At 59.8% G+C, this 15941-nt stretch carries 16 protein-coding genes, 1 tRNA gene and 1 pseudogene; 8 read left to right on the top strand and 10 right to left on the bottom strand.

What is annotated here, in order from left to right:
- Nucleotides 1-69 precede the first annotated feature (69 nt).
- On the bottom strand, nucleotides 70-285 hold the full coding sequence (locus LWH94_RS09145) for a hypothetical protein (RefSeq protein WP_232901975.1): 216 nt from the start codon (nucleotides 283-285) through the stop codon (nucleotides 70-72).
- Between the two features lie 20 nt (nucleotides 286-305).
- On the bottom strand, nucleotides 306-779 hold the full coding sequence (locus LWH94_RS09140) for a hypothetical protein (protein ID WP_014420008.1): 474 nt from the start codon (nucleotides 777-779) through the stop codon (nucleotides 306-308).
- Nucleotides 780-935: 156 nt separating this feature from the next.
- Between LWH94_RS09140 and LWH94_RS09135 the strand changes: the two genes are divergently transcribed.
- From LWH94_RS09135 to LWH94_RS09110, 6 genes are all read left to right on the top strand, one after another.
- On the top strand, nucleotides 936-2642 hold the full coding sequence (locus LWH94_RS09135; protein ID WP_232901974.1) for a VRR-NUC domain-containing protein: 1707 nt from the start codon (nucleotides 936-938) through the stop codon (nucleotides 2640-2642).
- Nucleotides 2639-4894 (top strand): ATP-dependent DNA helicase, encoded by a 2256-nt coding sequence (locus LWH94_RS09130; RefSeq protein ID WP_232901973.1) that lies wholly within the window; start codon nucleotides 2639-2641, stop codon nucleotides 4892-4894. Before LWH94_RS09135 ends, LWH94_RS09130 begins: the two co-directional genes overlap by 4 nt.
- A gap of 68 nt (nucleotides 4895-4962) precedes the next feature.
- Nucleotides 4963-5433, top strand: coding sequence for a globin domain-containing protein (locus tag LWH94_RS09125; RefSeq protein WP_442914979.1), 471 nt, complete (start codon nucleotides 4963-4965; stop codon nucleotides 5431-5433).
- A 119-nt stretch (nucleotides 5434-5552) separates the two neighbouring features.
- A complete protein-coding gene (locus LWH94_RS09120) occupies nucleotides 5553-6551 on the top strand; it encodes an HlyD family secretion protein (protein ID WP_232901972.1) in 999 nt (332 codons plus the stop codon).
- On the top strand, nucleotides 6544-9279 hold the full coding sequence (gene rbbA, locus LWH94_RS09115; RefSeq protein ID WP_232901971.1) for a ribosome-associated ATPase/putative transporter RbbA: 2736 nt from the start codon (nucleotides 6544-6546) through the stop codon (nucleotides 9277-9279). Before LWH94_RS09120 ends, rbbA begins: the two co-directional genes overlap by 8 nt.
- Nucleotides 9280-9281: 2 nt before the next feature.
- On the top strand, nucleotides 9282-10400 hold the full coding sequence (locus LWH94_RS09110) for an ABC transporter permease (RefSeq protein WP_232902003.1): 1119 nt from the start codon (nucleotides 9282-9284) through the stop codon (nucleotides 10398-10400).
- 74 nt (nucleotides 10401-10474) lie between these two features.
- Here the strand turns inward: LWH94_RS09110 and LWH94_RS09105 are convergent, their stop codons facing one another.
- A complete protein-coding gene (locus LWH94_RS09105; protein ID WP_199457688.1) occupies nucleotides 10475-10846 on the bottom strand; it encodes a VOC family protein in 372 nt (123 codons plus the stop codon).
- A 134-nt stretch (nucleotides 10847-10980) separates the two neighbouring features.
- Between LWH94_RS09105 and LWH94_RS09100 the strand changes: the two genes are divergently transcribed.
- Nucleotides 10981-11403 (top strand): lipocalin family protein, encoded by a 423-nt coding sequence (locus LWH94_RS09100; protein WP_332875485.1) that lies wholly within the window; start codon nucleotides 10981-10983, stop codon nucleotides 11401-11403.
- Nucleotides 11378-11482 (top strand): hypothetical protein, encoded by a 105-nt coding sequence (locus LWH94_RS19525; protein WP_332875484.1) that lies wholly within the window; start codon nucleotides 11378-11380, stop codon nucleotides 11480-11482. The genes LWH94_RS09100 and LWH94_RS19525 overlap by 26 nt, the downstream gene beginning before the upstream one ends.
- Nucleotides 11483-11489: 7 nt before the next feature.
- Here LWH94_RS19525 and LWH94_RS09095 read toward each other — a convergent pair whose 3' ends face one another.
- From LWH94_RS09095 to LWH94_RS09065, 7 genes and pseudogenes are all read right to left on the bottom strand, one after another.
- On the bottom strand, nucleotides 11490-12470 hold the full coding sequence (locus tag LWH94_RS09095) for a type II toxin-antitoxin system HipA family toxin (RefSeq protein WP_232901970.1): 981 nt from the start codon (nucleotides 12468-12470) through the stop codon (nucleotides 11490-11492).
- Nucleotides 12448-12765: a HipA N-terminal domain-containing protein gene (locus LWH94_RS09090; RefSeq protein ID WP_022990425.1), complete on the bottom strand. Its 318-nt coding sequence runs from the start codon at nucleotides 12763-12765 to the stop codon at nucleotides 12448-12450. The genes LWH94_RS09095 and LWH94_RS09090 overlap by 23 nt, the downstream gene beginning before the upstream one ends.
- The gene (locus tag LWH94_RS09085) at nucleotides 12762-13061 is read right to left on the bottom strand and encodes a helix-turn-helix domain-containing protein (protein ID WP_022990426.1); all 300 of its coding nucleotides are present in this window, start codon (nucleotides 13059-13061) and stop codon (nucleotides 12762-12764) included. Before LWH94_RS09085 ends, LWH94_RS09090 begins: the two co-directional genes overlap by 4 nt.
- Before the next feature lie 140 nt (nucleotides 13062-13201).
- Nucleotides 13202-13813: a S24 family peptidase gene (locus tag LWH94_RS09080; RefSeq protein WP_232902002.1), complete on the bottom strand. Its 612-nt coding sequence runs from the start codon at nucleotides 13811-13813 to the stop codon at nucleotides 13202-13204.
- An 18-nt stretch (nucleotides 13814-13831) separates the two neighbouring features.
- Nucleotides 13832-14891, bottom strand: a pseudogene (locus LWH94_RS09075) (DNA/RNA helicase domain-containing protein); the annotation flags it as partial.
- Between the two features lie 515 nt (nucleotides 14892-15406).
- Nucleotides 15407-15727, bottom strand: a complete 321-nt coding sequence (locus tag LWH94_RS09070) for a nucleotide pyrophosphohydrolase (RefSeq protein WP_232901969.1) — start codon at nucleotides 15725-15727, stop codon at nucleotides 15407-15409.
- 128 nt (nucleotides 15728-15855) lie between these two features.
- Nucleotides 15856-15932: transfer RNA gene (locus LWH94_RS09065), tRNA-Pro, on the bottom strand.
- Nucleotides 15933-15941 lie beyond the last annotated feature (9 nt).

The following is a 15941-nucleotide window of genomic DNA, read 5'->3' as shown; positions in this document are numbered from 1 at the left end:
TCGCAGAGGGTGCGCCAGGTTGCAGAACAAAGGATACCTGTGACTTGCGACAAAGAAGGTCGCGTTCGGTCAACGCACCTGGTCGAGGAGCATTTGCCGCACCCGGGCCCTCGATTCCGCATCGAGGCAGGTCAGGTCTTCCACGTGCAGCTGGTGGCTTTGCAAAAGCCGGCACAGGGAGTCGGCGGAAATCGAGATGGCGACCTGAGCGGAATCCGTCGCACCGGGCCAGTTCACCGGATTGTAGTGATGCTGCCGGGATAGATCGGGGTGTAAGAGAGCCATTCCCATAGAGCCTCCCGTCCTCAGTTGATTGCGTTTTCGGCGAGGGTGGCCGGGTATTGAGCCACCGGGAATACCGGCCAGTTCAGGTATTCGCTGAAGAAATCAGCCTGGCGAGTGGTGTCCAGAAGCACGGCAATGCAATCATCGGTGCTGCAGCAGCCGCTGGCGCTGTTAACACAGGGCTCGGCCAGCTGCAGGTTTTCGACTGCCGTGAACAGCACATAATCCGCCGCATTGTGCTCGCCCCGGTCCCGTAGGGCACGGCACACCAGAATGGCGGCCAGCGTCAGTTCCACATGCATGCAGTCCGGGTGCTCCGCCCGCGCCAGGCAGGCCAGGTCAAAGGCGCTGCCGGTGGCGGCAATCATCTTTTCGGCATCCTGGTTCTCGCAGAAGGTGAAGGCGTATTCCATCCAGAACAGCCATAACTCGTTCTGTTCATTGAGAGAAAGGCGGGAGAAGATCTGGCGATGGCGTGGGCAGAGAAATTTCATGGCGTCCTCCTTGTCTTGATGCAAATGATAATAGTTATCACTAAGTAGATTCGCAAGGGTCGCAATGATTAATTTTTGTGCATGGAATGGGTTTGAGCCTGCCCGCCTTCCGGCGTAAAGTTTGTGCCTCTTTGCCAATCCAACGTCTGCTTTCCTATGACCAAGCACCGACCGGTTCCCGCCAGCCTGGATGATCCGCTCTACTATCTCGAGAACATGGATATTCTGGTGGCCTGGGTAGCGGACCATCACGCGGATTTGTTAACGCAACAGGAGCGAAACCGGCTGGCGGCCTATAAGGGCCTGGCCACCGGCTCTCGGGCGCTGCTGACCCGCATGGTGATGCGTACCGGTGAGCTGTTCCGGGCCGACAAGCTGCATTATCCGGAACTGCCGGTGCCGGAGGCCGAAGCGCTCAAGTTATTGGTGCAGGAGGGCTGGCTGGATAACTCGCCGGAGCTGAGCCTGGATGATCTGTTCCGGCTGTTTACCCTGGCTGAACTAAGGCCGGTCTTTGGCGGTTGGCTGCACCAACAGGGCCACCCGAAAACGCTGGGAAAAGCTCAGATGCGGGAGTTGCTGGCGGAAGCGTTCAGTGAACTAAAGCCCCTGCAGCACTGGCTGGCAGAGGCAGTCGGTGAACAGGCCCCGGAAGTGGTCCAGCTCCAGGACATGGCCCTGTTCGACCGCATCCGCCTGATGTTTTTCGGCAACCTGCGCCAGAGCTGGACCGACTTTGTGCTGGTGGAACTGGGCGTGCAGCAGTTCGAGCCGGTGCCCTTCACCCCGGAATCCCGCGCCTTTCAGCGCCGGGCAGAAGTGGATTATTACCTGCAGATGCACCAGTGCCGGGAACGGCTCGATATCGGCGAACCGGCGGCGGACGTCTGGCCCGATGTCCCCGGGCCTGTGGATAACCCCTGGCTCACCAGCCGTCGGGACCGGCTGTTGCTGGAACTGGGCCGGCAGGCGGAGCGACAGGGCGAACGGGAACTGGCGCTTGAGGTCTGGGAAAACAGCGGACACCGGGAAGCGCGGCTGAAACAGCTTCGCTTACTGGAACGGATGAAGCGTTTTCAGGAGGCCTGGGGCATTGCCTGTCAGTGGCGAACCAGTGACCTGAGCGACGCCGAAGCCCAGGGCCTGGGTCGCCTGCTGAAGCGGCTGGCGCCCAAGGTGGGGGCCGACAAACCCGAGCCTGTGGATAACCCTCCGCTGCGGGAATTCACCCTCACCTTGCCAAGGCCAGACACCGGCACCGTGGAGTTGGCGGCGGTTCAGCACTTGAGCACAGAGGCGGCACCGGTGGTCTATGTGGAAAACACCCTGATCAATGCCCTGTTCGGGCTGCTGTGCTGGCCAGTGATCTTCAAACCCATCCCCGGCGCCTTCTTCCATCCGTTCCATATCGGCCCGGCGGACCTGACCCGGGAAGACTTTGTCGCCCGACGCGCGCAGGCCTTTGAGGAGCGCTTTGGCCTGCTGAAAACCCATGCCTATAAACAGCACATTCGCGACACCTTTCAGGCCAAACAGGGCATCGCCAATCCCTTCGTATTCTGGCCGGTACTGGATGAAGCCCTGCTGGAACTGGCGCTGCACTGCATTCCCGCCCACCACCTGGATGCCCTGTTCCGCCGGCTGCTTCACAACATCAAGGAACATCGCAGCGGCTTCCCGGACCTGATCCGGCTGGTGCCGGATGCCGAGCAACCTGAACAGCGTTATGAAATGATCGAAGTAAAAGGCCCCGGCGACCGGTTGCAGGACCACCAGGTTCGCTGGTTACACTTTTTCGCCCGGCAAGGCATCCCGGCCAGCGTCTGCTATGTGCGCTGGCAGGACGATGAGGCAAGCGTGTGAAAGTTGCGGTCCGAACCCTGTGTGAATTCGCGGCCCGCCACGGCGACCTGGACTTCCGCTACACCCCCGCACCCACCAGCGAAGAGGGCATAGCCGGCCATCAGGCCATCCAGTCAAAGCGTGGCTATGGCTATAAAAGCGAGTATTCACTTACTGGTAATTGCTTGGGGCTGGAGCTTTCAGGCCGGGCCGATGGCTATAACCCGCACAAGAACCGGCTGGAAGAAATCAAAACCCACCGGGGCGATGTGTCACGTATCCGCCCCCACCAGCGTGCCCTGCACCGGGCCCAGTTGCGGGCCTATGGTGCCCTGCTGTGCCGGCAGGAAAACCGCAAAAGCGTGGAGCTGGCGCTGGTGTATTACGACACCGGCCGGGACAAGGAAACGGTGCTCACCGAAACCGCCAAAGCCGACGAGCTCTGGCAGGAACTCGAAACCCTGTGTGGCCGTTACCAAGCCTGGGCCGAGCAGGAAGAACACCACCGGGAGCAGCGCGATACCCTGCTGGCCACCCTGACCTTTCCGTTCCCGGACTTTCGCCCCCGGCAGCGGCAGCTGGCGGAAACCGTGTACAAGAATTCCGTCAAAGCGGGCACCCTGCTGCTGGAAGCGCCCACCGGCCTGGGCAAAACCCTGGGCACCCTGTTCCCGGCCCTGATGGCCATGCCTGCCGCCAGGCAGGACCGGTTGTTCTACCTCACCTGCCGCAACACCGCCCGGCAGCTGGCGCTGGATGCTGTGGATAAATTGCGGGCCGCGCAAGATGAGCTGCAGCCCTGGCCGCTGCGCACCCTGGAGCTGGTGTCGAAAGATGACGCCTGCGAACACCCGGACAAAGCCTGCCACGGCGAATCCTGTCCCCTGGCAAAAGGCTTTTTTGACCGCCTGCCGGACGCCCGGGCCGAGGCGGTGCAGAGCAAAGAGCCGTTAAACCAGCAGAATTTAGCGAAAATCGCCGCAGGTCATGACATTTGTCCGTATTTTCTCGCCCAGGAAATGGCCCGCTGGAGCGATCTGGTGATCGGCGATGTGAACCGGTTGTTCGACCAGTCCGCCCTACTGCACGGCCTGATCCGCCAGAACAACTGGCAAGCCAGCGTGCTGGTGGACGAAGCCCACAACCTGGTGGATCGCGCCCGGGGTATGTACTCGGTGCAGCTGGAGCAGCAGCGGCTGTTAAAGCTGAAGAAGATCGCCCCGAAACCGGTCAAAGCAGCGCTCGACCGCACCGCCCGGGCCTGGCAAGCGCTGATCCGGGATCACGGCGAACAGGCCCAGCCGGTGTTCCTGGCGACTCTGCCGCCGCAATTACTGGGTGCACTGCAGGCCATGGTCTCGGTGATTACCGATTACCTGGCCGACAACCCGCCGGACCTGGCCCTGCAGGAAGTGATGTTCGAAAGCGTGGCGTTTATGAAGCTGGCGGACAGCTTCGGTGACCACTCCCTGTGTGAATTCCAGCGCACCGGCCGGGGCCGCGCGAGCCTGACCATCCAGAACCTGGTCCCGGCGGATTTCCTCACCGAGCGCTTCAAGGCCGCCCACTCGGTACTGCTGTTCTCCGCCACCCTCAGCCCCGGCGTCTATTACCGGGACCTGCTGGGCCTGCCTGGAGACGCCCGCTTCACCTCCCTGCCCAGCCCGTTCAGCTCCGAACAATTGCAGGTCCAGTTCACCCCCGGCATCAGCACCCGGCAGGTACACCGGGAGGACTCGCTGCAACCCATTGCTGCGCTGATCGCCCAGCAGTACCGGGAACGGCCGGGCCATTACCTGGCGTTCTTCAGCAGCTTTAAATATGCGAAGGAAGTGAGTGACACGCTGGCGCAGCAGGCACCGGATATTCCCCAGCGCGCCCAGCAGCCGGGCATGAGCCCGGAGCAGCGCCGGCAGTTTCTGGCGGAGTTCCAGAAGCCTGAAGGCAGCGTCGCCTTTGCGGTACTCGGCGGCGTGTTCAGTGAAGGCATCGACCTGCCCGGCGACCAGCTCATCGGCGCCTTCGTGGCTACCCTCGGCCTGCCACCGTTCGATGCCTGGCATGAAATCCTCAAAGACCGCCTGCAGCAACGATTTGGCGAAGGCTACAACTACACCTACCTGATTCCCGGCCTGCAGAAGGTGGCCCAGGCTGCCGGCCGGGTGATCCGCACCCCGGACGACCGGGGTATCATTTGGTTGATTGACGATCGTTTCCTGCAACCCGGCGTTAATCGTTTGCTGCCCCGTTGGTGGTTTTCCGACAGCCACTGATTGCCTGCCCTGAGCCCCCTGATGTGGCGGCATTTTGTCGCAGCCATTGGTAGTAGCGGGATGCCGCTATGGCTATTTTCGGTCGCAAGCTTAGAATGCGCGCCATCATCACATCATTCCGCCTGTTTCAAGGACACCCATTGCAAATGAACAATACGGACCTGGTTTTTCAGAGTTATGGCCGATGTTGCCGCAAAGATGAATTCTTCGTGGATTTCTACAACTTCTTCATGTCCAGCTCCGATGCCATTCGCAACCGCTTTGAGAATACCGACATGGGCGCCCAGCGCCACCTGCTGCGTAATGGTGTTATGCAGATCATCCTGGTCGCCCGCGGAATGTCTGATCGCAAACTCAAGGACTTGGGCGAAAGCCACAACCGGCACAACCACAACATCCAGCCTGAGTGGTATGACTTGTGGGAAGACTCATTGCTGAAAACCGTGCGCACGCACGATCCTGAATACACGCCGGCACTGCGCGAAGCCTGGCGGGAAGTGTTGAAGCCGGGAATTGATCTGATCCGCGGCGCTTATTAGGGGTGTCGCAGGCTGACAGACGGGATAGATCGTAAGCTATCTTGACTCCTGTCAGCCCTATCGTCACACTTTTTTTCTATACTTCCCTTCCGTAGTACTCATCTGATCAAGGACGTCATATGGCCGGTAAAAGCGCCAAAATTGCCTCCAAACTCCTGCTGGCACTGCTGATTGTGGCTGTGATAGCGGCTGCTGTCTGGTACCTGATGCCGCACGGCGACGAACTCCCCGAGCACATTGCTTCCGGCAACGGCCGTATTGAAGCCACCGAAGTGGATATCGCCACCCGCATACCCGGGCGCCTTGAATCCTTCGAGGTGCGTGAAGGCGACATGGTAGAAGCCGGCCAGCTGCTGGCGGTAATGGACACCGACGAACTCAAGGCCCGTGCGGCGGCTGCCGAAGCCAACCTGCACCAGGCCGAACAGGCCCGGCTGCTGGCTGAAGCCATCGTCGTGCAGCGGGAAAGCGAGCAGCGCTATGCCCGTGGTGAACTCGCCCGTATTGAAACCCTGGTCGACCGGGGCCATGCCTCCCGGGAGCAGCTGGACCGCACCCGCACGGCGGCAGAAACCGCCGGGGCTGCCCTGCAGGCGGCCCGGGTACAGGTGGCTTCGGCCGATGCCGGCATTGAATCGGCCCGGGCCGCCATCCGGCAGATCCAGACCAACATTGATGACAGCCAGCTTTCCACCCCGGTGGGTGGCCGGGTGCTCTACCGGCTGGCGGAACCCGGTGAAGTACTGGCCGCCGGCGGCAAGGTGGCCACAGTGCTGGATGTGACCGACGTCTACATGACCATCTTCCTGCCCACGGCCCAGGCCGGCAAAGTGCGGGTAGGCTCGGAAGCACGCATCATCCTGGATGCCCTGCCGGATTACGTGGTGCCGGCGGAGGTCAGCTTTGTGGCGGCAGAAGCCCAGTTCACCCCCAAATCGGTAGAAACCCGCAGCGAGCGGGAGAAGCTGATGTTCCGGGTACGCATCCGCATCAATCCGGACCTGCTCAAAGCTTACCGGGACCGGGTAAAAACCGGTGTGCCGGGCGAAGCCTATGTGCGGCTGGATGAAAGCCTGCCCTGGCCCGACAGCCTGAAGGCGAGCCTGCCCAATGACTGACACCGTAGCCCGGCTGGAAGGAATCAGCCACCGCTACGGGGAAACCGCTGCGCTGTGCGACATTACGCTGGATTTCCCCGCTGGCTGCATGGTGGGCCTGATCGGCCCGGACGGGGTGGGTAAATCCACCCTGCTGGGGCTGGTTGCCGGTGCCCGGGAGTTACAACAGGGGCGTTTGCAGGTGCTGGGCGGCGACATGGCCAGCCACCGGTTTCGCAACCGGGCCGCTCCGCGCATTGCCTATATGCCCCAGGGCCTGGGCGGCAACCTGTACCACACCCTGACGGTGGACGAGAACATTGCCTTCTTTGCCGACCTGTTCGGCCTCACCGGCGCCTCCCGCCGGCTGCAGATCGACCGCCTGCTGGATGCCACCGGCCTGCTGGCCTTCCGGGACCGCCCCGCCGGCAAGCTGTCTGGCGGTATGAAGCAGAAACTGGGCCTGTGCTGCGCACTTATCCACAACCCGGACCTGCTGATTCTGGACGAGCCCACCACCGGCGTAGACCCGCTTTCCCGCAAACGCTTTTGGGACCTGATCGACACCATCCGCGGGCAAAGTAGTGGCATGAGCGTGCTGGTCGCCACCGCCTACATGGAAGAAGCGGAACGCTACGACTGGCTGGTGGCCATGGACGCAGGCAAAGTGCTGGCCACCGGCTCCCCTGCCGAGCTGCGCCAGCAAACCGGCACCGATAACCTGGACGACGCCTTTATCGCCCTGCTGCCGGACAGCCGCCGGGAGCAGGAGCTGGGCGTGCCGGTATCGGCACAAGCGACAGCTTCACCCACTCCCGAAAACAGCACTCCGGCCATCGTGGCGGAGAACCTGACCCTGAAATTCGGCAGCTTCACCGCGGTCAAAGACGTCAGCTTTACCATCCCGAAAGGCGAGATCTTCGGTTTTCTGGGCTCCAACGGCTGCGGCAAAACCACCACCATGAAAATGCTCACCGGCCTGCTGACCCCCACCGAGGGTAAGGTGGCGTTGTTCGGTGAGCCGCTGAATGCCAAAGACCTGGCCACCCGCCGCAAGGTGGGCTACATGTCCCAGTCGTTCTCCCTGTACGGCGAGCTGACCGTGGGCCAGAACCTGGACCTGCACGCCCGGCTGTTCCACCTGCCGGAGGCAAAAATTGCCGGGCGCATCAGCAGCCTGGCCGGGGAATTCGGCCTGGAAGAGGTGCTGGACCACCAGGCCGGCGCACTGCCGCTGGGGGTGCGCCAGCGATTGTCTTTAGCGGTGGCGGTGGTGCACGAGCCGGAACTGCTGATTCTGGATGAACCCACATCCGGCGTAGACCCCGGCGCCCGTAACCGGTTCTGGCAGCTGCTGATGCGGCTGTCCCGGGAAGACGGGGTGACCATCTTTATCTCCACCCACTTTATGAACGAAGGCGAGCGCTGCGACCGCATTTCGTTGATGCACGCCGGCGAAGTACTGGCCTGCGACACACCCCAAGCACTGATCGAACAAACCGGCAGTGACAGCCTGGAAGGCGCCTTTATGACCACCCTGGAAGCGGTGGACAAGGAACCGGAAAGCCAGACCAGCGGCAAACTGCTGAGCCGGGACAGCAGTTTGCCGGAACGTCCCAAGACCTTCAGCCCGCAACGGCTGCTGGCCTACGGCCGGCGCGAAGCCCGGGAACTGCTGCGGGACCCGATCCGCATGGCCTTTGCCTTTATCGGCTCGGCCCTGCTGATGCTGATTTTGGGCTACGGCATCACCATGGATGTAGAAGACCTGCCCTTTGCGGTGCTGGACCGGGACCAGACGCCCCAGAGCCGGGATTACATCGCGGCGATCTCCGGCTCCCGCTATTTTGTCGAGCAACCGGCGCTGTCGACGGCGGAGGAGCTGGAGCGGCGCATGCGCTCCGGGGAGCTGAGCCTGGCTATCGAGATTCCTTCCGGCTTTGGCCGGGATATGAAACGGGGCCGCGACACCGAGCTGGCGGTGTGGGTGGACGGCGCCATGCCGTTCCGGGGCGAAACCATCCTCGGCTACGTGCAGGGTATGCACATCAGTTACCTGAGCGAACAGGCCCGGCAGGCGTGGGGCGAAGTACCCACCTTGAGCCTGGTCAGCCTGGAAGACCGTTACCGCTACAACCAGGATTTCCGCAGCCTGGATGCCATGGTGCCGGCGGTGATTCCGATCCTGCTCATCTTCATCCCGGCCATACTGATGGCCCTGGGCATTGTCCGGGAGAAAGAACTGGGCTCCATCACCAACCTGTACGTAACCCCGGTCACCCGGCTGGAATTCCTGCTGGGCAAGCAGTTGCCCTACATCGCCTTCAGCATGGTCAGCTACGCCAGCCTGGTGTTGCTGGCGGTCTATGTGTTTGATGTGCCCCTCAAGGGCGGCCTGCTTACCCTCACCTTTGGCGCCTTGCTGTTTGTCACCGCCACCACCGCCCTGGGCCAGGTGATGTCCACCTTTGCCTCCACACAGATTGCCGCCCTGGCGGCCACCGCCATACTCAGTATTCTGCCCACCGTGCAGTTCTCCGGCCTGACCGAGCCGGTATCGTCCCTGAGCGGTGCTGGCGCCTGGATCGGCCCCTTCTGGCCGGCCACCTGGTTTTTGCAGATCAGCCGGGGCGTGTTCACCAAGGGTTTGACCCTGGCAGACATGCAGGGCGCGTTTCTGGCGCTGGCGGCGTTTATTCCGGTGCTGACCGGCCTGGCCATGGTACTGCTGCGGAAACAGGGGCGCTGATGATGGAATCTCTCGGTAACATCTGGCATCTGGGCATCAAGGAACTGCGCAGCCTTTGGCAGGACAAGGTGTTGATGGTGTTCGTATTGGTGGCCTTCACCCTGATGATTTACACCGCCGGCTCCGCCGGTTCCATGGAGCTGCACAACGCCCCGGTGGCGGTGGTGGATGAAGACCAGACCGTGCTCTCCGGCCGGGTCATCAATGCCCTGCAGCAGCCCTGGTTTCTGCCGCCAGACATGGTGCGCTATGACCAGATAGACGACCTGCTGGACAAGGGCAGCCACACCTTCGCCCTGGTGATCCCGGAAGGCTTCGAGCGCAAGGTGCGCGAGGGCCAGCCGGTAAGCCTGCAGCTGAACATAGACGCCACCCGCATGAGCCAGGCTTTTATCGGCACCACCTACATAGAACGCTTCGCCATGACCGAAGTGGCGGAATTCCTGCAGCCGGGCAGTTCCACCGACGGCCTGCCGGTGACGTTGGTGACCCGCGCCAGTTTCAACCCCAACCTGGATGGCACCTGGTTTGGTGGTGTGATGGAGCTGATCACCCAGGTGACCCTGATCAGCATCATCCTGACCGGCGCAGCGCTGATTCGCGAGCGCGAACACGGCACCGTGGAGCACCTGATGGTGATGCCGCTGCGGCCGTTCGAGATTATGGCGTCCAAGGTGTGGGCCAACGGCCTGGTAGTGTTGCTGGCGGCGTCTGTGTCGATCACCCTGGTGATTCAGGGCTGGCTGAACGTACCCATTGCCGGCTCTGTGTGGCTGTTCCTGCTGGGGGCGCTCATTCACCTGTTCTCCACCACCGCCATCGGCATCCTGATCGGCACCGTGGCCCGCACCATGCCCCAGTTCGGTCTGCTGCTGATCCTCACCATCCTGCCCTTGCAGCTGCTGTCTGGCGGCATCACCCCAAGGGAAAGCATGCCGGACCTGGTGCAGAACATCATGCTGGCCGCCCCCACTACCCACTTTGTGAGCATGGCCCAGGCTATTCTGTACCGGGGTGCCGGGCTGGAGGTGGTGTGGCCGCAAATGCTGGCGCTGGTGGCCATTGGCGGAGTGTTTTTCTCAAGCGCACTGGCGCTGTTCCGGCGCCATCTGTCGGTGTGAGGCTATAAAAACGTAGGGAATGAGGTAGGCAATGGGGCCGACAGCATGTGCCTGGCCCCGTTGCCGGCGGCTGATCAGCCGAAGTGATAGAACGCCAGCTTGTTGCCGTCCGGATCGCGCACGTAAGCGCCGTAGAACTGGTTCGGAATACGCTGGCCCGGTTCGCCGTCACAGGTAGCGCCCAGGTCGATGGCCTTCTTGTAGAACTTATCCACAGCTTCCTTGGACCCCGGTTGAATGGCCAGCATGTTGCCGTTGCCCGGATGGTTGGGCTCGCCGTTGAACGGGGTGCAGACTGCCAGCATCGGCTTGGCCATGCTCTCGCCAATGAACGCAATGCGTTCCATGTCCAGCAGCACCTTGCCGCCGAGCTCGCCCAGCAGGTCGCTGTAGAACTGCTTCGCACGGTTCATATCGCTGACGCCGATGGTTACGTATCCGATCATATTCGACTCCTTGGTTGGTTAACGCTGGGTATACGAGCGCCACAGCGTTTTGGAGCTTAACACCCGCATGGGGATCTTTGCTTGCCGCTTTGCTATGGTTGGCACCAGATCCTTCCAGCCCGGAGCCCTGCCGCATGAAACCGATAACACTCCTGCTTTCCGCCCTGATCCTGCTCTCCGGCTGCACCGGCCTGCCTGAAGGCATCGAACCGGTCACCGGCTTCGACAAAGATCGCTACCTGGGCACCTGGTATGAAATCGCCCGCCTGGACCACTCCTTCGAGGAAGGCCTGAGTAAGGTGACTGCCGAATACACCCTGAACGACGACGGCAGCATCAAGGTCATCAACCGGGGCTACAACGCCGAGGAAGGCGAATGGCAAGAAGCCGAAGGCCGGGCAAAATTTGTCGGCGCCAGCGACGTGGGCTACCTGAAAGTGTCCTTCTTCGGGCCTTTCTACGGCTCTTACGTGGTGTTCGGGCTACACCACCGCCTACCTGACTGGCTACAACCGGGATTACCTGTGGCTGATGTCCCGCACGCCGGAAGTGAGTGACGAGGTGCTGGAGGCGTTTAAGGCGCGGGCTGAGGCTGAGGGGTTTGAGCTTGGGGAGTTGATTGTGGTGGAGCAGTGAGGCTCTGTCATTCCGGACCAGGCTCCAGTAGCGAAACAAACCGCAGCCGCTCCGAGACCAGTGACTGGTAACGACTTTTCATGTCCTCTGGCATGAACGAAGCCTCGATTATGGCTGGGGCGGTTTTCTGAACTTTCATGGCCAGACCCTGGATACGATTTTTTACCACTTTGCCAATCAGCCCTGCCTTAACCCCGAGCTCCACGAAATCCGAGCCGGCATAATAGCCATTACCCATGGTTCGGTAATATTCGGGCTCCCCGTCTTTCAGCACTTTGAGTGCCATGGGGTTTTCCGCCTTTGAACTGTAAAGGGATGAGGCGAGGACATCGTAGCAAGGGGTCAGTTTGAACACCGGTTCATGGAAGAAACTGATGTTTTTCAGGTGATGGTCGTCGTTGCCCACCAGATAGCTGAACACCAGTCTTTCCAGAAGCTCCATGGCAACTGCCATGCCGCCGTGCTCAATCACCAGCTCAATGACTTCCTGATAGCTGGCCGCCGTGTATTTTCGGGAGGAATCCGCGTTGGAAATCCCCAAAGCCTGCATGGCATCTTCCTGGTGGATTCGAGCACCACTTTCAACGTCCCGGTCGTAGCGGCGGATGACAAATACCAGGTGGTCATCCTTCAGGCTTATAAGTCCGCATGGGGGCACCGGGAAACCGACTCTCCGCATCAGTGTAAGGGTGGCATGCTCGTTTTCGGCCACGTAGGGATATTCTTCCGGTGAGGGTTTCATGATGAACTGGCCGTTACTGTCCACAAGCTTGAGCTTACCCGCCTCGATGGCTAGCTGGGCTTTCATCTGGACGCCGCTGATCGAGAAACCATGGGTTTTCCGTGGTATGGCTGTCACCAGGTCTTTGCGGCTTTCTGCCAATGCCAGGTTGACCTTTCGGGTGCCAAACAGCTGCCCAAGACAGGCACCGTGGTACTGAATACGGGCGCTCTCGGGCAGTGATTTAAGACAGATCAAACAGTTCAATGGTTACTGCTCCGGGCAGGTCGTTGCCGTTGTGTACCAGCAGGGAAAACTCGTCGTTCGGGTCTATGTGTTGCTCAGTCGCCTGCACCCGCTTCAGCCAACCCTCACTGACAAGGCCGCTGAAGTAAGCCGGTAACCCCTCTGATTCATAGGGTTGTTCACGCAGTGGCAGGCTAAGGCTGAGGGCTGGCTGGCCTAGCTGCAGGTAGGCTTTGTCGTACTGGAAGCGAACGGTGCTCCCCTTCCTTTCCAGGATTCCCGCAACCAGGCCCTTCATTTTTACCCGGGCTTTCATTTCAGTTCGATCCAGATCCGGAAGTTAAGGACCGACCCTATGCCTTCGAGGGTGCGAAGTGTGGGGTTGCCAGTGCCGTTCTCTATGGCCCGGTAGGTGGTGGGTGAGATGCCACACAGTTCGCCTACGTCTGCCGCATTCAGGTCAAGCGCCTTTCTGCGGGCTTGAAGCAGCTCCGCCAACTCGGAGAGCGGGTGTAAGTCCGGCTCTTCAGACGCTTCGATGCGCTCCGCCAGGGTCTGCAGATGGCGGATCTCTTCGGTGATAGCTGTCAGTAGTGCCTGTTTGGTTTGCATGATGTTTGCCGGCTTATCAGTAAAGTGATATTTCAAAGACTTATTGAAACTAATAGCCACTATAATGGTTTTTTAGTCGATAAAAATCAATTTAATTGCTTATCTTTTGATATTTTATTGAATCTATCAGTTTAGAGATTCTAGGTGTGCTGCTCGTCAATAAGACATACAAACACTCCCGCCACCCGGTATCGAAAAGCCTCTTCATCGTTCAGTTCAAGTGGCTGGAAGCTTTCATCATGGGAGTTGGGATTCAACCGAATATGTTCGTGACGCCAACCATTCTCGTCTTCCGCTCTGAAACTTTCATAAACCTTCACTGTGTAACGTGACTCTGAATCGGCATCAATGCTGTCCATACTCTCCACCAGAACAGTCTTTCCGTTTCTGGACCCGCCAAGCTCCGTCCGAAACAGGCACAAGGCTCCATTGGGAATAACCCGGTTCATGGATTCGCCGATCACCCGGCAGGCAAACATGTCTTCGCGGACCCGGACTCCGTCGGGAACTGCGACCCAGTCTGGGTGCTGGGTAGGGTCAAGGTCGGTGACATCACTGAGTGCTCCGAAATCCCCCGCAGCCGCCTGCAGGTCAAACAGCGGCACGGCGTTCACATAAGGTTTCAACTCCACCACGTTGGTGGCTTCAGGCTTTTCGACGTGAGCAGCATGAACCGGAATGTGCTGTTTCAGATATTCGCGCAGTGCATCGTCACAGGCGTAGACAAAGGTGCCGCGGATGCCGCGCAGCATGATGGTTCGGTAGATGTTGATGATGTATTGCTTCAGCTCTTCCGGGTCTTTGATGCCTTGGCCGCCGGTGCGGTCGTGGTAGTTATCCTTTTCGATGACTATGGACTGGCTTTTCGGGTCGTACCGGATCTCCTCTCCGAAGATAGTTCAGGTCATAGCCCTGTGTGGTATGAATGCAGCCGACTTCCCGGTGTGAGCCATCCTTGTTGATCCAGTCGGTATTAGTGCTGTTCCAGCGGAGCTGAACATCGTCGATCACGATGTCGTAGGCCTCACTATCCTTCTTTGAGGCCCAGGGCCAGGAGTAACCGGCGATCAGCCGTGACAGCCCGACCTGCTCCTCCTTTTCATTGATGGTACGGACCAGGTCCTTGAGGGAGTCGAACACCTCAAACTCGTAGTTTTTGGCGGTGAACACCACGCCGTCATCAACACGGCCGTTCAGTAACTTATCCACAAACTCCACATAGGGCTGTCCGGCCTTAACCCGGAACTGGGACAGTAACCGGTGGGTTACCGAGCCGCTGGCAGCTTTCAGGCGCTGGAACACCTCAACATTGGCGTCAGACGGTTTGATGGACTGGCCTTCATCGTAGAAAAAGATCGCCTTGTCCGCCTGCTGGCACACCCAGTCCACTTCGCTGCAGGTGTGCTTGTCCATGCCCAGCGCGGTACAGGCCTTGTCGAAACTGCCGAAGTAAGCACCCAGGTTCTTGCGTTTGCGCAAGCGGTGGGACTCGTCCACCAGCACAATATCGTAGCGTTGTCTGGTCAGCTCAGACGGGCTGATGACCATGTCGGGGCTGAGCCCGGCAACATGCCTGAAGGCTTTCTTCAGGGTGGTTCGGAACGAGGTCATGGGCACCACCAATGCCATTTTCGGTTTTGGCATGAGGGCCTTGAGCGACGAGAGCAAAGAGTGGATTTCGGCCTCTTCCTCGGAGAATTCCCTCAGATTGACCTGGTGTTCTTCCGAATGCAGCAGCTTGAACAGAAAGATCGCCAGCACGGATTTGCCGGTGCCGGCTCCACCTTCCACCACGATGTTCTTCACACCGGGGTTGAGCAGCTCGTGCATGATGGTGAGCAGGCCCTGGCGCTGATCGAAGGACAGGGATTTGTAAGGGGAGTATTTGAAGACATCGGAGTTATCAAGGTGGTCCAGGGTGCGGGACACAACCCCCTTGGCAATCAACCGGTTCCAGACTTCCCGGAATACCTCTTCATACAGGGCACCGCGCTGGTAATAGTTGTGGTCAGCCAGCCCCAGGTTGCCATTGAGCAGGGTGTACTTGCCATCGGCGGCCATGTACTTGATCAGCAGGGATTCCACATCCAGGGTGGCGGATTTGTTGAAGTACTCGCTGGTGATCAGGTGAACCGCAGTCAGCAGCTGCTTTTCGTCATGCTTGAGGTGGGTGCTCATGCGGGTGAGCGTGTCGGTGGTTTCGCCGATGTAGGCGCGCCGGCGCTTTTCGTCACTGAGTACGTAAACCAGGGGCCAGTTGCCCGCGGCAAAAGCATTATCGCGCAGGTCGTTCAGGGCATCCCGGCTGAAGGGGTAGCGCTGAATCTCCACCATCGGCGAATGGCTCATAGCTCGGTGTACTTCTTCGCGGTGCCCCTGGCTTTGCTGACCGGGTATTTCTTTTCGTTCAGGGCAATCTTGTCGAGAACAATCTGTTCCACGTCCAGCTCATAGCTGTCTGCCAGCAGCAACGCGTAGGCAATCACGTCGGCCAGTTCTTCCTTTACCTTACTGACATCGGCCTGGTCCGGAGATTTCCACAGGAACAGCTCCAGCAGTTCCGACGCCTCGATACTCAGGGCCAGCGACAGGTCTTTCGGGTTGTGGAATTGTTTCCAGTCTCTGTCATCCCGGAACTGACGTAGCCGGGCGATCGCCTCATTCATCAAAATACCCCTTTAATCATGAGCAGATTTACTAAGGATACAGAAATTCATGGGCTTGGGGTGTAAGAACCCGGAATGGAACAGCGTTGGAAAACTAAAATAGGAAAAAACAAAACAAGGAGGGAAAATGGTCGGCGTGAGAGGATTCGAACCTCCGACCCCTTCGTCCCGAACGAAGTGCGCTACCAAGCTGCGCTACACGCCGATCAACGGC

The sequence above is a fragment of the Marinobacter sp. G11 genome (genome assembly GCF_021282325.1).
In the GTDB taxonomy this organism is placed as follows: Bacteria; Pseudomonadota; Gammaproteobacteria; order Pseudomonadales; family Oleiphilaceae; genus Marinobacter; species Marinobacter vinifirmus.
Note: the sequence above shows the minus strand (reverse complement) of the source record. Positions and strands in the feature narration are given on the sequence as shown.

Excerpts from the sequence above, each read along its gene's own strand:
- LWH94_RS09110 (WP_232902003.1), top strand. The coding sequence starts at position 9,282 with ATGGAATCTCTCGGTAACATCTGGCATCTGGGCATCAAGGAACTGCGC.
- LWH94_RS09105 (WP_199457688.1), bottom strand. The coding sequence starts at position 10,846 with ATGATCGGATACGTAACCATCGGCGTCAGCGATATGAACCGTGCGAAG.
- LWH94_RS09070 (WP_232901969.1), bottom strand. The coding sequence starts at position 15,727 with ATGAATGAGGCGATCGCCCGGCTACGTCAGTTCCGGGATGACAGAGAC.
- LWH94_RS09135 (WP_232901974.1), top strand. The coding sequence starts at position 936 with ATGACCAAGCACCGACCGGTTCCCGCCAGCCTGGATGATCCGCTCTAC.
- LWH94_RS09125 (WP_442914979.1), top strand. The coding sequence starts at position 4,963 with ATGGCTATTTTCGGTCGCAAGCTTAGAATGCGCGCCATCATCACATCA.
- LWH94_RS09090 (WP_022990425.1), bottom strand. The coding sequence starts at position 12,765 with ATGAAAGCCCGGGTAAAAATGAAGGGCCTGGTTGCGGGAATCCTGGAA.
- LWH94_RS09140 (WP_014420008.1), bottom strand. The coding sequence starts at position 779 with ATGAAATTTCTCTGCCCACGCCATCGCCAGATCTTCTCCCGCCTTTCT.
- LWH94_RS09145 (WP_232901975.1), bottom strand. The coding sequence starts at position 285 with ATGGCTCTCTTACACCCCGATCTATCCCGGCAGCATCACTACAATCCG.
- LWH94_RS09100 (WP_332875485.1), top strand. The coding sequence starts at position 10,981 with ATGAAACCGATAACACTCCTGCTTTCCGCCCTGATCCTGCTCTCCGGC.
- rbbA (WP_232901971.1), top strand. The coding sequence starts at position 6,544 with ATGACTGACACCGTAGCCCGGCTGGAAGGAATCAGCCACCGCTACGGG.
- LWH94_RS09085 (WP_022990426.1), bottom strand. The coding sequence starts at position 13,061 with ATGCAAACCAAACAGGCACTACTGACAGCTATCACCGAAGAGATCCGC.
- LWH94_RS09080 (WP_232902002.1), bottom strand. The coding sequence starts at position 13,813 with ATGCTGCGCGGCATCCGCGGCACCTTTGTCTACGCCTGTGACGATGCA.
- LWH94_RS19525 (WP_332875484.1), top strand. The coding sequence starts at position 11,378 with ATGTCCCGCACGCCGGAAGTGAGTGACGAGGTGCTGGAGGCGTTTAAG.
- LWH94_RS09120 (WP_232901972.1), top strand. The coding sequence starts at position 5,553 with ATGGCCGGTAAAAGCGCCAAAATTGCCTCCAAACTCCTGCTGGCACTG.